We start from the raw sequence: 13,171 nt of genomic DNA, 5'->3' as shown, positions 1-13,171 counted from the left end.
CGTTCATGTTGGTGCGGGTCTTGGCCCGGTAGAATTGCCAGCACTTATAGCGCACGCATTGAATCGGGACCGGATACATGTCACTTCGTCTACTCACCAGCGCCGTCCTGGCACTGGTCGCCTGCGTTGCACAGGCCAACGGACCCGCCCCGGCGATTTCCTATACCCGCGACATTCAGCCGATCTTCACCGAAAAGTGCGTGGCCTGCCATGCCTGCTACGACTCCGCGTGCCAATTGAACCTGGGCAGCGCCGAGGGTGCGTCCCGTGGCGCGAGCAAAACCCCTGTGTATGACGGCGAGCGCAGCCAGGCCACGCCGACCACGCGTTTGTTCTACGACGCATTCGGCAAACAGGCCTGGCAACAAAAAGGCTTCTATTCGGTACTCGACGCCCAAGGCAGCCAGGCCGCATTGATGGCGCGCATGCTGGAGCTGGGGCATAACGCGCCGCTGCAACCCAATGCCAAGTTGCCCGATGAGATTGTGTTGGGCCTCAACCGCCAAAACATGTGCGCCATGCCCGGCGAGTTCAATGCTTACGCCGGCAGCCATCCCAAGGAAGGCATGCCGCTGGCGGTCACCGGTTTGACCGACCAGCAATACCAAACCTTGCAGCGCTGGCTCGCCTCCGGGGCGCCGATTGACGAGCAAGGCCTGGCGCCAAGTGCCAGGGAAGCCCTGCAAGTACAGCAGTGGGAAAACCTGTTCAACCAGCCTGGCGCCCGTGAAAGCCTGGTGGCGCGCTGGCTGTACGAGCATTTGTACCTGGCGCATATTTATTTCGAAAACGGTGAGCCGGGGCATTTCTTCCAATGGGTGCGTTCGCGCACGCCAAGTGGCCAGCCCATCGACCTGATCGCCACCCGTCGACCCAACGATGACCCAGGTACCCATGTGTATTACCGCCTGTGGCCGGTGCAGGGCGTGATCGTGCATAAAACCCACATCACTTACCCGTTCAGCGCGGCGAAAATGGCGCGGATCAAAGACCTGTTCTATTCCGGCGACTGGCAGGTGAGTGCCTTGCCGGGCTATGGCCCCGGTCGTCGTGCCAACCCGTTCGAAACCTTCGAAGCCATCCCGGCCAAGGCGCGCTACCAGTTCATGCTCGACAACGCCGAGTATTTTGTACGCACCTTCATTCGCGGGCCGGTCTGTCGTGGTCAGATCGCCACGGACGTGATTCGCGATAACTTCTGGACCCTGTTCCAGGACCCGGACCACGACCTGTACATCACCGATGCACGCTATCGCGGCCAGGCTACGCCGCTGCTGGCGATGCCGGGGCAGAACGATGACGTGGGCAGTGTGCTGAGCCTGTGGCTGGCCTATCGCGACAAGCGCAACCAATACGAAGCCTTGCGCCGTGACAGCTACGCGGACGTGCCGCCGCCGAGCTGGTCGACCTTGTGGGCGGGTAATGACAACGCCTTGCTGACGATTTTCCGGCATTTCGACAGTGCTTCGGTGACCAAAGGCTTGATTGGCGAAGTACCGCAGACGATGTGGTTGTTCGACTATCCGCTGCTGGAGCGCACCTATTACCAGTTGGCGGTGAATTTCGATGTGTTCGGCAATGTGTCGCACCAGGCCCAGACCCGGCTGTATTTCGACCTGATCCGCAACGGCGCCGAGCAGAACTTCCTGCGCCTGATGCCGGCCGATACCCGCGATGACTTTATGGATGATTGGTACCAGAACAGCGGCAAGCTCAAGCTGTGGCTGGACTACGAGGCGATTGACGACGACAAGCCAAGCGGCTTGCATCTGGATGAAAAAGACCCGAAACGTGACTTTGCCAACCAGTTATTGACGCGTTACGGCAATTTGAATGCCAGCCCGGATCCGATCAACCGCTGCACGGGTGCTTATTGCTCGCGCGATGGTATCGACCCGGCGTTGCAGGACGCGGAGCAGGCATTGAGCCGGCTGACATCACGCCCGGCGGCGGGGCTCAAGGTGATTGATCAGTTGCCTGAGGCGACCATGCTGCGTATCGAGACCGCCAGCGGCAAGCGCGTGGTCTACAGCCTGCTGCGTAACCGCGCGCACAGTAATGTGGCGTTCCTGCTGGGCGAGGCTTATCGCTATCAGCCGGGTTTGGATACGGTGACGATCTATCCGGGTGTGCTTAGCAGTTATCCGAACTTCATCTTCAACGTCCCGGCGCAGGAAGTGCCGGCGTTTGTGGCGGCTATGGAAAACGCCAGGGATGCCAAGCGGTTCGAGAAAATTGTTGATCGGTGGGGTGTGCGGCGCAGTCATCCGCTGTTCTGGCAATACTTTCACGACCTGTCGCAGTACATCCGTGAGACGACGCCGGTGGAAGAGGGTGTGCTGGATATGAATCGGTATGAAAATTTGTGAGTGGGGTGGTGGGGGGGCATATCCGTTGTTGCGGTAATGGCGGCTTAGGGTTCCGCCCTGACGGCGGCCTGAAAGCCGACCTGAGTGGTTAGATCAAAAGCGAAAAGCGGATTCGCATACACCTGGGAGCTGCTTTTCTGTGGGAGCTGGCTTGCCTGCGATGGCATCAACTCTGTGTACCTGATACACCGAGGTGTCTGCATCGCAGGCAAGCCAGCTCCCACCTTTGACCGGGTATGGCTCTGCTGTTGCTGTTGCTCCGGTCTTTACAAAAGTGACCCGCTGTAAGAGCGGAACCCTACTCAGCCGTTACCCAAATAACGGATAAACACATCTCTCGCGCCCAAACAAAAAACTATCCCGACAAAAACACTAGGACTTTGTACCTGCGTAACAATTTGGCGTAAACTCCGAGCAAGCCTGTGAGGAGTTTCCATGACTGCCATAACCATTACCGACGCCGCCCACGATTACCTGGCTGACCTGCTGTCCAAGCAGAACACCCCAGGCATCGGCATCCGCGTCTTTATCACCCAGCCCGGCACCCAGTACGCCGAGACTTGCATCGCCTACTGCAAGCCCGGGGAAGAGAAACCTGAAGACACCGCCCTGGGGCTCAAAAGCTTCACTGCGTACATCGACAACTTCAGCGAAGCCTTCCTCGATGACGCCGTGGTCGACTACGCCACCGATCGCATGGGCGGCCAGTTGACCATCAAGGCGCCCAACGCCAAGGTACCGAACGTCAACGCCGACAGCCCGGTCAACGAGCGCATCAACTACTACCTGCAAACCGAGATCAACCCTGGGCTGGCCAGCCACGGCGGTCAGGTCAGCTTGATCGATGTGGTCGAAGACGGTATTGCCGTGCTCAAGTTCGGCGGCGGCTGCCAAGGCTGCGGCCAGGCCGACGTGACCTTGCGTGAAGGCATCGAGCGCACCTTGCTCGAACGTATCCCGGAGCTCAAGGGTGTGCGTGACGTGACCGACCACACGCAGAAAGAAAACGCCTACTACTGAGTAAGGTGTTCACTGCGAAGAAAAAAACGGCGCCCCGTGAGCGCCGTTTTTTTATGCTTAAAATTCAGTGCGTTACGCAGTCTACTTAACAAAGTAGATCAACTGTGGGAGCTGGCTTGCCTGCGATGACGGCCTATCAGCCAACAAATCCGGTGGCTGACACACCGCTATCGCAGACAAGCCAGCTCCCACACTTCAGGGGCGATATAGGTGCGCATGGCCCGCCCGATACAGCGACGATTCGCTGAAACCATCACTGGCCAGCACCCGGCCCACCACAATCAACGCCGTACGCCGAAACCCTTTGGCCGCTACTTTCTCGGCAATATCCGCCAACGTGCCCAGCACCCAATCCTGATCCGGCCACGTCGCGCGGTGTACCACGGCAATCGGGCAGTCCGCGCCGTAGTGCGGCAGCAGTTCGGCGACGATTTTCTCCAGGTGGTTGACCCCCAGGTGAATCGCCATCGTTGTGCCATGCTGCGCCAAGCTGTCGAATGCCTCACCCGCCGGCATGCTGGTTTTATCGGCATAACGGGTCAGGATCACACTCTGGGCGATGTCCGGCAGGGTCAGCTCTGTTTCCAGCAACGCGGCGCAAGCCGACACTGCAGTCACCCCAGGGATGATCTGGAACGGTATGCCCAACTCACGCAAATAACGGATTTGCTCGCCAATCGCGCCATACAGGCTCGGGTCGCCGGAGTGAACGCGCGCCACATCCTGGTCGTTGGCGTGGGCTGCCTTGATCAGCTCAATGATCTGTTCCAGGTGCAATTCGGCGCTGTTGACTACCTGTTCAGCCTGATGACCTTGCAATACCGCTGCCGGCACCAGGGAGCCGGCATAGATGATCACCGGGCAACTGCGGATCAGCCGCTGGCCCTTGACGGTGATCAATTCCGGGTCGCCGGGGCCTGCGCCGATAAAGTAGACGGTCATGGGAATTCCTGTTGAAAAACGGGCGAGCATGAAAGTTGCTCATGATCGAGGAGGGCAATTATCGGGATTTTAGTCGGCGCACGCCAATGCAAAGGTGGCCTGGGCGGTTTTTTTGCGCGTGATCAACAGGCGGGCAGGGCGCTGGGAGAGCTGTTCAGCCAGGGCCAGGGCGGCGCTTTCGGCGATGCCATAGCAACCTGTATGCGCAAAAGCGACGGCTGACTTGTGGCTCAAGCGCTGTTCATAACCGGCCAATTGTGCAGCACTGAAACACTGCAAGGGCAGCTCCAGCAGTCGGGCCAGGGCCAGCAGGCCGGGTTCAGCCTGTTTGCGATCAATGCTCGCCAACGCGGTGATGCGTTGGCGTTCAATGCCGCCGTCGGCGAGGGCTGCGTCAAACAGGCCGAGCAGGGTGTGAACATCACAGCCGCGCTGGCAGCCCAGGCCGACCACCAGTGTCATGCCGAGTATTGACTGTCGCGGTTGCGGCGAAACAGCCATGCGCTGATCCAGCCCAAGGCCAGCCAGAAGGCCACGTTAGTCAGGTGCGAGGCGATTTTGAACTGTGCTTCCAGGGCTTCGGGTGCCAGCATCGAATGCACTTGCGGTTGCGGCGCGCCGATCACGTGGGGCACGGCCAGGATCGCCACGCCCAACACCTTGAGCAGCCAGCTACGACCAAACACCAGCAGTGCGATACCGGCGGCGGTGGAGGCCGCCGTGCCGATCCACCAGATCTGTCGTTGCGCCAGGTCGGCGGCAGCCGTGCCCGGCAACTCCGGCGGCAGCCCCAGGGTGGGCGCCAGTACAAACGTCGCGTAACCGGCCAAGCCCCAGAGCAACCCTTGAGCCGTGCGGGTCGGCGCGCGCAAGGTGTAGAGACCGGCCAGCATCAGCGCGAAACCGACCGCTACCACCAGGTTGCCGCCGGTGGTCGACAGCACACGCTGCCAGCCATTTTCCGGCTCCCAGGCTTCGGCGTCGTGGGTGTGGGCTGCGGCGCCAGCGGCGTGTTCGTGCACCACTTCGGCGGCCGGGGCATTTTCAAAGGTTTCCGCCTGCAGAATCAGCGGGGCGACCCAAAAGCTTTGCAGCAGGGTCAGCAACAGGGCGGCCAGCAGGCCAGTGAAACCTGCGGTTTGGGCAATACGCTTGATCATGTCGGCAGGCCTCAGTGGCACGGGAACGCGGCGCTGTGGCGGGTATCGTGGGCGGCGTTGTGTACCGCTTCGATATGCGAGAACCCGGCGAAGTACACCAGGCACGCGCCGAGGATCGACGCGCCGATGGCGGCGCCCAGGCGTTGGCTCAAGGTAGTGGTGCTGCTGGCGGTGTGCGAAGTGCTGCTGATGATCGACATGGCGCGTCCCTTCAGGGGTTCAGGGTGACGCAGGCGCATGAAAACCCCGCGAGGCAGGCACGCAGGGTTCTGAACAGCGCCCGCCCACCGCGGGTTTGTTATCTGATTTTTTCGGGCCGGTCTCCGGGCTTACGAGGGGCGCTCTTGGGAAAAGAGGTGGGCCGTATCAAGCATCTCCTTCCCATGCACAGGCACAGTGGATTTGATGCTTCGCTCGCTTACCGTTGCGGGGGCAGCACCGGACTCGTCATCACGCGATGACTCACCGGTTTCCCGTTTCACCCTGTGAAGGGCACCCGAAACAAGATGTGTAGGAGAGCATGGGCGGGCGACGGTAGTCAAATGCCGCGAGCCCCTGTAGCCTTGCACCTTCGAGGTTCTTCGGCCCACGCCGAAGCTAAGAAGGGAACGCGGTCCAAGCCGCGGCTGCCCCCGCAACTGTGAAGGGTTCAGCTGCCTGCCACGCCACTGCCATAACGGCGGGAAGGCGCAGCCAGCGCGGGTCGCAAGACCTGCAAGCCCCAAGCCAGGAGACCTGCCTCGCAACCGATTTTCTACTTAACCGGGCGGGGTGATCCGGTGACGAAATCCGCTGCTGCGCGCCGTCGCAGGGTCTATCGTCCCGTCTGCCCGCCCCCAAGGGCATCCGATGAAAACACTGGCCAAACTCCCCGTCACCATCGTTACCGGCTTCCTCGGTTCGGGTAAAACCACCTTGCTGCGCCATATGCTCGACAACGCTCAAGGCCGTCGCATCGCCGTGATCGTCAACGAATTCGGCGAACTGGGCATCGACGGTGAGATCCTCAAACAGTGCTCCATCGGTTGCACCGAAGAAGAAGCCAACGGCCGCGTTTACGAACTGGCCAACGGCTGCCTGTGCTGCACCGTGCAGGAAGAGTTCTTCCCGGTGATGCGCGAGCTGGTTGCACGTCGCGGCGACCTCGACCATATCCTTATTGAAACCTCGGGCCTGGCCCTGCCAAAACCGCTGGTGCAAGCCTTCCAGTGGCCGGAAATCCGCAGCGCCTGCACGGTTGACGCGGTAATCACCGTGGTCGACAGCCCGGCCGTGGCTGCCGGCACCTTCGCCGCCTTCCCGGACCAGGTTGACGCCCAGCGCAAACTCGACCCGAACCTGGACCACGAATCGCCGCTGCACGAGCTGTTTGCCGACCAGTTGGCCAGCGCCGACCTGGTGATCCTCAACAAATCCGACCTGATCAGCGCCGAAGACCTGGCCCGCGTGCGCCTGGAAGTCGCCGAAGAACTGCCGCCGGCCGTAAAAATCATCGAAGCCAGCAGCGGTCGCCTGCCATTGGACGTGCTGATCGGCCTGGGCGCGGGTTCCGAAGAACACATCGACGGCCGCCACAGCCATCACGATCATCACCATGAAGGTGAAGACGATCACGACCACGATGCGTTCGACTCCATCTCCATCGACCTGCCGCAAGCGGACGAAGCGCTGCTGCTCGACGCCCTGACCCAGTTGGTGGTGCAACACGGCATCCTGCGCGTCAAAGGCTTCGCGGCGATCCCGAACAAGCCGATGCGCCTGCTGATCCAGGGTGTGGGCACGCGTTTTGACAAACATTTCGATCGCGCCTGGGGCGCCGACGAAGCGCGCATCACACGCCTGGTGCTGATCGGCCAGGAGCTGGATGCGGCGGGCCTCGAAGCGCAATTGCGCGCAGCGCTCAGCGTTTAACCCATGCACCTGCTCAGGACTCAGCCGGGTGGTTTCGTTTCGGACGACAATATTGCCGACCTTGGGCAAACCCCTGCCGAGCTGGTGATCCTGTGCAGCGGTGATTCCAGCCTTGCACTGTTGGCCGAGGCCGGCCAGCAGTTGCCCGTCGACTACCCCAGCTTTCGCCTGGCCAACCCCATGCAGGTGCAAAACCACGCCTCGGTCGACCTCTACGTCGACGAGGTGCTGCGCCACGCCAAGGTCATCCTGATTTCTCTGCACGGTGGCATCGGTTATTGGCGCTACGGCATCGAGCGCCTGGTGGAGTTGGCCGAGCGCGGCGTGCAGTTGATTCTGGTGCCGGGCGATGATCGCCCCGACCCGGAACTCAGCGGCTTAAGCACCGTTGGCATGGCTGAGCGCGACCGCCTCTGGCACTTCCTGCGCCAGGGCGGTTTGGGCAATGCGCTGGATTTCTACCGTTGCCTGGCCAGCAGCCACCTGGGCCGCGATTACGCCTGGGACGAGCCGCAAACCCTGGCGCGCACGGCGATTTATCACCCGCATAAACCCCACCCACGGCTGAACGACTGGCAGGCCGATTGGCACGCCGACTGGCCGGTGGCGGCGGTGTTGTTCTACCGCTCGCACCTGCAGGCGGCCAATACCGGTTTTATCGACGTGTTCTGCCAACGCTTGCAGGCGGCGGGTCTTAACCCGTTGCCGATGGCGGTGGCCAGTTTGAAAGAGCCCGGCTGCCTGACGGTGGTCGAGGACCTGCTGGATGAAGTGCAGGCGGCGGTGATTTTGAACACCACCGGCTTTGCCCAATCCAGCCCGGAAGCCCCGCACCTGCGGCCGTTTCGCCGCAATATCCCGGTGATCCAGGCGATCTGCGCCCAGGACAATCAGCCCGGTTGGGAGGCCAGTGAACAGGGCCTTGGCCCGCGTGACCTGGCCATGCACATTGCCTTGCCGGAACTGGACGGGCGCATTATCAGCCGGCCCATCAGCTTTAAAGATTTAGCCTGGCGCAGCGAGCGCAGCCAATCCGACGTGGTGTGCTACCGCGCAGCGCCGGAGCGCATGGATTTTGTCGCTGAACTGGCGCGGCGCTGGGTTGAACTGGCGCGAGTACCCAATGCCGACAAACGCATTGCGCTGATCCTGGCCAATTACCCGACCCGCGACGGCCGCATCGGCAATGGCGTGGGCCTGGATACGCCGGCAGCGGCGCTGAATATCCTGCGTGCGCTGCAAGCCGAAGGTTACCCGGTGCCGAGTGAGTTGCCCGCCAGCGGCACTGCCTTGATCCATGAATTGCTCGGCGGCGTCACCAACGACCTCGACAGCCTCGACCTGCGCCCGTGCCATCAAAGCCTGAGCCTGGACGCCTACGAGGCGATGTTCCAGCGCTTGCCCGAAGCCAATCGCCAGGCCGTGTTGGAGCGCTGGGGCGCGCCGCACACCGACCCGATGTGCCGCGACGGGCGCATGATGATCGCCGGCCTGCGCCTGGGCCTGACCTTTGTCGGCATTCAGCCGGCACGCGGTTATCAGGTGGACCACAGCGCGGTGTACCACGACCCCGATCTGGTGCCGCCCCACGGCTACCTGGCGTTCTACTTCTGGTTGCGCCACACCTACGGCGCCCATGGTGTGATCCATGTAGGCAAGCACGGCAACCTTGAATGGCTGCCGGGCAAGGGTGTCGGGCTCTCGCAACATTGCTGGCCGGATGCGTTGCTCGGGCCGTTGCCGAATATCTACCCGTTTATCGTCAATGACCCAGGCGAGGGCGCCCAGGCCAAGCGCCGCACCCAGGCGGTGATCATCGACCACCTGATGCCGCCGCTGACCCGCGCCGAAACCTACGGCCCGCTGCGTAACCTGGAGCTGTTGGCAGACGAATATTACGAAGCGCAGTTGCTTGACCCACGCCGTGCCCTCGAGCTGCAAAAAGACATTCTCAAGTTGGTGCGCGAAACCCGAATCGACCAGGAACTTGAGCTGGATAACGACGCCGACGCGGCGGTCTGGCTGCCGCGCCTGGACACCTACCTGTGCGACTTGAAGGAGTCGCAGATCCGCGACGGCCTGCATATTTTTGGCGAGTCGCCCGAAGGCCGCCTGCGCATCGACACCTTGCTGGCCTTGCTGCGCATTCCCCGTGGCGATGGCCGTGGCCCGCAATCGAGCCTGCTGCGGGTGTTGGCCAAAGCCTTCGACCTGGGTTTCGACCCGCTCGATTGTGCCCTGTCCGAGCCCTGGACCGGGCGCCGTCCCGAGGTGTTACAGAAGATCGACGCGCAGCTGTGGCGCACCGCCGGCGACACCCGTGAACGCCTGGAACTGTATGCCGCGCGCCTGATCGAGCAGGCACTGGAAGGGCCGCTCGAACAGCTCGAAGAACCCGGTTGGGAAGACGTGAAGTCGGTCATAGAAAGCCTGCGCATTGTTGTCGCGCCGCGCCTGGACGCCTGCGGCCCCGCCGAAATGCGCGGCCTGCTGGATGCCCTGAGTGGCCGTTTCGTACCTGCCGGCCCCAGCGGTGCGCCAAGTCGCGGCCGCCTCGACGTGCTGCCTACCGGGCGTAATTTCTTCAGCGTGGATGTGCGCAACCTGCCCACTACCACGGCCTGGCGCATCGGCTTTCAATCCGCCAACCTGATCCTTGAGCGGCACTTGCAAGACCACGGCGACCACCTGCGCCAGCTCGGTCTCTCTGTATGGGGCACCGCCACCATGCGCACCGGCGGCGACGATATCGCCCAGGCCATGGCGCTGATGGGCGTGCGCCCGGTATGGGCCACCGGCAGCCAGCGTGTGGATGACTTTGAAATCCTGCCGATCAGCTTGTTGGATCGCCCACGGGTGGATGTGACGCTACGCGTGTCCGGGTTCTTCCGCGATGCGTTCGCCAACCTGATCCGCCTGTTCGATGCGGCGGTGCAGGCGGTGGCGGCGCTGGATGAGCCAGACGACATGAACCCGCTGGCGGCCAAGGTGCGCAGTGAGCGTGAAGCGTTGCTCGAGTCGGGCCTGGATGAAGCGGCCGCGGCAAAGCAGGCCGGCTGGCGCATCTTTGGCGCCAAACCCGGGGCCTATGGCGCGGGTGTGCAGGGCGCGATTGACGGTCGCCTGTGGCAAAGCCGCGAAGACCTGGCCGAGGTCTATCTGAACTGGGGCGGCTACGCCTATGGGGGTGCCGACGAAGGCACCGCCGCCCGCGACCAATTCGCCCAGCGCCTGAGCCAGGTACAGGCGGTGTTGCACAACCAGGACAACCGCGAACACGACCTGCTCGATTCCAACGATTACTACCAATTCCAGGGCGGCATGCTCGCCGCCGTGGAAACCCTGAGTGGCGACAAAGCCTCCAGCTACCATGGCGACCACAGCCAGCCGGACCTGCCGAAGATCCGCACCTTGAAGGAAGAGCTCAACCGGGTGATCCGCTCCCGTGCCGCCAACCCCAAGTGGATCGACGGGGTGAAACGCCACGGTTATAAAGGCGCATTCGAGATGGCGGCCACGGTGGACAATTTGTTCGCATTCGACGCCACCACTGCATTGATCGACGATCACCAATACGCCTTGCTTGCCGACGCTTACCTGCTCGACGCCGACACCCGCGCTTTTGTGCAGCAGCACAACCCGGCGGCATTGCGAGACATGACCGAACGCATGCTCGAAGCCCAGCAACGCGGCATGTGGCAGGAGCCGGGCGCGTATCGCGAGGCGTTGGAAAACCTGTTGCTGGACATAGAAGAAGACAGCTGATGACCGATATTCCCACACTGTGGCGAGCGGGCTTGCCCCGCGTTGGGCCGCGTAGCGGCCCCAATAAGGTCAACCTGGTTTTCCTGAAAGAACGCGGCGTTTGGATTTAGGGCTGCTTCGCAGCCCAACGCGGGGCAAGCCCGCTCGCCACAAGAAATAGCAGAATTTAAAGAGAGCAGGTATGACCGATATTCCCCATTTCCCGCTGTCCGCCGTGGTCGGCGCCGACGACCTGAAACTGGCGCTGTGCCTGACCGCCATCGACCCGAAAATCGGCGGTGTGCTGATCGAAGGCCCGCGTGGCATGGCCAAGTCGACCCTGGCGCGTGGCCTCGCGGACCTGCTCGCCAGTGGTCAGTTTGTCACCCTGCCATTGGGCGCCACCGAAGAGCGCCTGGTCGGCACTCTGGACCTGGACGCCGCGCTGGGCGAGGGCCGGGCGCAGTTTTCCCCCGGCGTATTGGCCAAGGCCGATGGTGGTGTGTTGTATGTCGATGAAGTCAACTTGCTGCCCGATCACCTGGTCGACCTGCTGTTGGATGTGGCCGCCAGCGGCACCAACCTGATTGAGCGCGATGGCATCTCACATCGCCATTCGGCGCGTTTTGTGCTGATCGGCACCATGAACCCGGAGGAGGGCGAGTTGCGCCCGCAACTGCTCGACCGTTTCGGCTTTAATGTGGCGCTGAGCGGGCAGACTTTGCCGAGCGAGCGCGGGCAGATCATCCGGCGCCGCCTGGATTTCGACAGCAACCCGGCGGCGTTCTGCCGCCAATGGGCCGAACCGCAGGCGGCGCTGCGTGAACGTTGCACCCAGGCGCGCACGCGGCTCGACAGTATTGAACTGGACGACCAGGCCCTGGCGCAGATCACCGAGCGTTGCTTTGCCGCCGGCGTCGATGGTTTGCGCGCCGACCTGGTCTGGTTGCGCGGCGCGCGCGCCCATGCCGCCTGGCGCGGCGCGGCTGCCATCGCCGAGGAAGATATCGAAGCGGTGGCCGAGTTCGCCTTGCGTCATCGCCGCCAACCGCAAACGCCGTCGACAAGCCCGCCCGATCCAGGCCAGGCTGCAAAACCGTCTGACCCATCACCCGGCCAGGGCCAGTGGGGCGATATGCCCGCGCCCGCATTGCCCACGGGCGCCCGCCGGGAAGTGCCCGCCTGGTCAAAAAAGCCCTAGGCATTCGCCCTCGACCTGACGCGGGGGCGGATGCCCGGCCCAAGGCAGGGCGACTGGAACATGGCAGGCACGGCAAGGCACGCAGCGCCCAGCGTGGCGCGATCAATTGGCCGGGCACCTTGCTCGGTGGCCGGCCGCAGTGCCGTGAGGATCTGCTTTATCACCTGCGCAGCCGCGCGGCCCATGAGTTGTGGCTGGTGATTGTCGATGCCTCGGCGTCCACCCGCCGCCATGGCGCGCTGAGCGACGCCAAAGGCTTGCTCGCCCAGCTGTTTGACGACGCCTACCGGCAGCGGGCGCGCATGGCGTTATTGACCGCCAGCGGGCACTCGCCTAAATGGCAGGTGCAGGGGCTCAAGGCCGCCAAAGGCTTGAGTGGCTGGCTGGCGCAGCTGGGCGCCGGTGGCGGCACACCGTTGCTGGCGGCGTTGTCCGAAGCTGGCCAATGGCTGCACGCGCGCCGCCGGCGTTACCCGGCCGAGCAGCAGCGGCTGCTGGTGATTACCGATGGGCGGCTCAAGGCTATCGCTGGGTTGCCCGTGCTCGATTGTCCTGGGCTACTGGTGGATATCGAGCGTGGCCCGATCAGGCTCGGCCGCGCAAAACAGCTGGCGCTTGAGCTGCATCTGGACTACCGGCCTATCGATAGTTTGTAGGCTTGATAAAACTGAACGCTGCCTGATTCCCGCTTGTCCCCGCTTCCCATGTCACCCCCTGCCTGCCAAATCCCTTAATTTTCCAAGCCTGCCGGACGCCACTCCAGGCCCTCGGCTGTGCCCGCGATTTTTTCCCGGCGCCAGCACACCCGCTTCAAACGGCAGCTG

The 13,171-nt window shown here is 62.8% G+C and carries 10 protein-coding genes and 2 riboswitches; of the genes, 6 read left to right on the top strand and 4 right to left on the bottom strand.

Annotated features, from left to right (window positions below):
* The first annotated feature begins 77 nt into the window (after positions 1-77).
* Both ACQY47_RS02285 and nfuA read left to right on the top strand, forming a co-directional pair.
* Complete coding sequence (locus tag ACQY47_RS02285) at positions 78-2,369, top strand: fatty acid cis/trans isomerase (protein ID WP_428555231.1); 2,292 nt, start codon at positions 78-80, stop codon at positions 2,367-2,369.
* A gap of 435 nt (positions 2,370-2,804) precedes the next feature.
* Positions 2,805-3,389: a Fe-S biogenesis protein NfuA gene (gene nfuA, locus ACQY47_RS02280; protein ID WP_017136914.1), complete on the top strand. Its 585-nt coding sequence runs from the start codon at positions 2,805-2,807 to the stop codon at positions 3,387-3,389.
* Between the two features lie 195 nt (positions 3,390-3,584).
* Here the strand turns inward: nfuA and cobM are convergent, their stop codons facing one another.
* The 4 genes from cobM to ACQY47_RS02260 form a co-directional block, all read right to left on the bottom strand.
* Positions 3,585-4,331 carry a precorrin-4 C(11)-methyltransferase gene (gene cobM / locus ACQY47_RS02275; protein WP_428555228.1) on the bottom strand — a complete coding sequence of 249 codons (747 nt, stop codon included), beginning with the start codon at positions 4,329-4,331 and terminating at the stop codon, positions 3,585-3,587.
* A 69-nt stretch (positions 4,332-4,400) separates the two neighbouring features.
* On the bottom strand, positions 4,401-4,793 hold the full coding sequence (locus ACQY47_RS02270; protein WP_169987820.1) for a cobalamin biosynthesis protein: 393 nt from the start codon (positions 4,791-4,793) through the stop codon (positions 4,401-4,403).
* Positions 4,790-5,491: a CbtA family protein gene (locus ACQY47_RS02265; RefSeq protein ID WP_428555225.1), complete on the bottom strand. Its 702-nt coding sequence runs from the start codon at positions 5,489-5,491 to the stop codon at positions 4,790-4,792. Before ACQY47_RS02265 ends, ACQY47_RS02270 begins: the two co-directional genes overlap by 4 nt.
* Before the next feature lie 11 nt (positions 5,492-5,502).
* Positions 5,503-5,691: a CbtB domain-containing protein gene (locus tag ACQY47_RS02260; protein ID WP_017136910.1), complete on the bottom strand. Its 189-nt coding sequence runs from the start codon at positions 5,689-5,691 to the stop codon at positions 5,503-5,505.
* A 97-nt stretch (positions 5,692-5,788) separates the two neighbouring features.
* Positions 5,789-6,006, bottom strand: a riboswitch (cobalamin riboswitch).
* A 42-nt stretch (positions 6,007-6,048) separates the two neighbouring features.
* Positions 6,049-6,248: riboswitch (cobalamin riboswitch) on the top strand.
* Between the two features lie 92 nt (positions 6,249-6,340).
* Between ACQY47_RS02260 and cobW the strand changes: the two genes are divergently transcribed.
* The 4 genes from cobW (at position 6,341) to ACQY47_RS02240 (ending at position 13,003) form a co-directional block, all read left to right on the top strand.
* Complete coding sequence (gene cobW, locus ACQY47_RS02255; protein WP_017136909.1) at positions 6,341-7,402, top strand: cobalamin biosynthesis protein CobW; 1,062 nt, start codon at positions 6,341-6,343, stop codon at positions 7,400-7,402.
* 3 nt (positions 7,403-7,405) lie between these two features.
* Positions 7,406-11,167: a cobaltochelatase subunit CobN gene (gene cobN, locus ACQY47_RS02250; RefSeq protein WP_428555220.1), complete on the top strand. Its 3,762-nt coding sequence runs from the start codon at positions 7,406-7,408 to the stop codon at positions 11,165-11,167.
* A 181-nt stretch (positions 11,168-11,348) separates the two neighbouring features.
* On the top strand, positions 11,349-12,347 hold the full coding sequence (locus ACQY47_RS02245) for an ATP-binding protein (protein WP_428555217.1): 999 nt from the start codon (positions 11,349-11,351) through the stop codon (positions 12,345-12,347).
* A gap of 53 nt (positions 12,348-12,400) precedes the next feature.
* Positions 12,401-13,003: a vWA domain-containing protein gene (locus ACQY47_RS02240; RefSeq protein ID WP_099549150.1), complete on the top strand. Its 603-nt coding sequence runs from the start codon at positions 12,401-12,403 to the stop codon at positions 13,001-13,003.
* The last annotated feature ends 168 nt before the right edge of the window (positions 13,004-13,171 follow it).

It is taken from the genome of Pseudomonas edaphica (assembly GCF_965277385.1).
Classification (GTDB): domain Bacteria; phylum Pseudomonadota; class Gammaproteobacteria; order Pseudomonadales; family Pseudomonadaceae; genus Aquipseudomonas; species Aquipseudomonas edaphica.
Note: the sequence above shows the minus strand (reverse complement) of the source record. Positions and strands in the feature narration are given on the sequence as shown.

What these genes read in the sequence shown, in the direction of transcription:
- cobN (WP_428555220.1), top strand. Translation starts at nt 7,406, where the DNA reads ATGCACCTGCTCAGGACTCAGCCGGGTGGTTTCGTTTCGGACGACAAT.
- cobW (WP_017136909.1), top strand. Translation starts at nt 6,341, where the DNA reads ATGAAAACACTGGCCAAACTCCCCGTCACCATCGTTACCGGCTTCCTC.
- nfuA (WP_017136914.1), top strand. Translation starts at nt 2,805, where the DNA reads ATGACTGCCATAACCATTACCGACGCCGCCCACGATTACCTGGCTGAC.
- ACQY47_RS02260 (WP_017136910.1), bottom strand. Translation starts at nt 5,691, where the DNA reads ATGTCGATCATCAGCAGCACTTCGCACACCGCCAGCAGCACCACTACC.
- ACQY47_RS02265 (WP_428555225.1), bottom strand. Translation starts at nt 5,491, where the DNA reads ATGATCAAGCGTATTGCCCAAACCGCAGGTTTCACTGGCCTGCTGGCC.
- ACQY47_RS02270 (WP_169987820.1), bottom strand. Translation starts at nt 4,793, where the DNA reads ATGACACTGGTGGTCGGCCTGGGCTGCCAGCGCGGCTGTGATGTTCAC.
- ACQY47_RS02245 (WP_428555217.1), top strand. Translation starts at nt 11,349, where the DNA reads ATGACCGATATTCCCCATTTCCCGCTGTCCGCCGTGGTCGGCGCCGAC.
- ACQY47_RS02285 (WP_428555231.1), top strand. Translation starts at nt 78, where the DNA reads ATGTCACTTCGTCTACTCACCAGCGCCGTCCTGGCACTGGTCGCCTGC.
- cobM (WP_428555228.1), bottom strand. Translation starts at nt 4,331, where the DNA reads ATGACCGTCTACTTTATCGGCGCAGGCCCCGGCGACCCGGAATTGATC.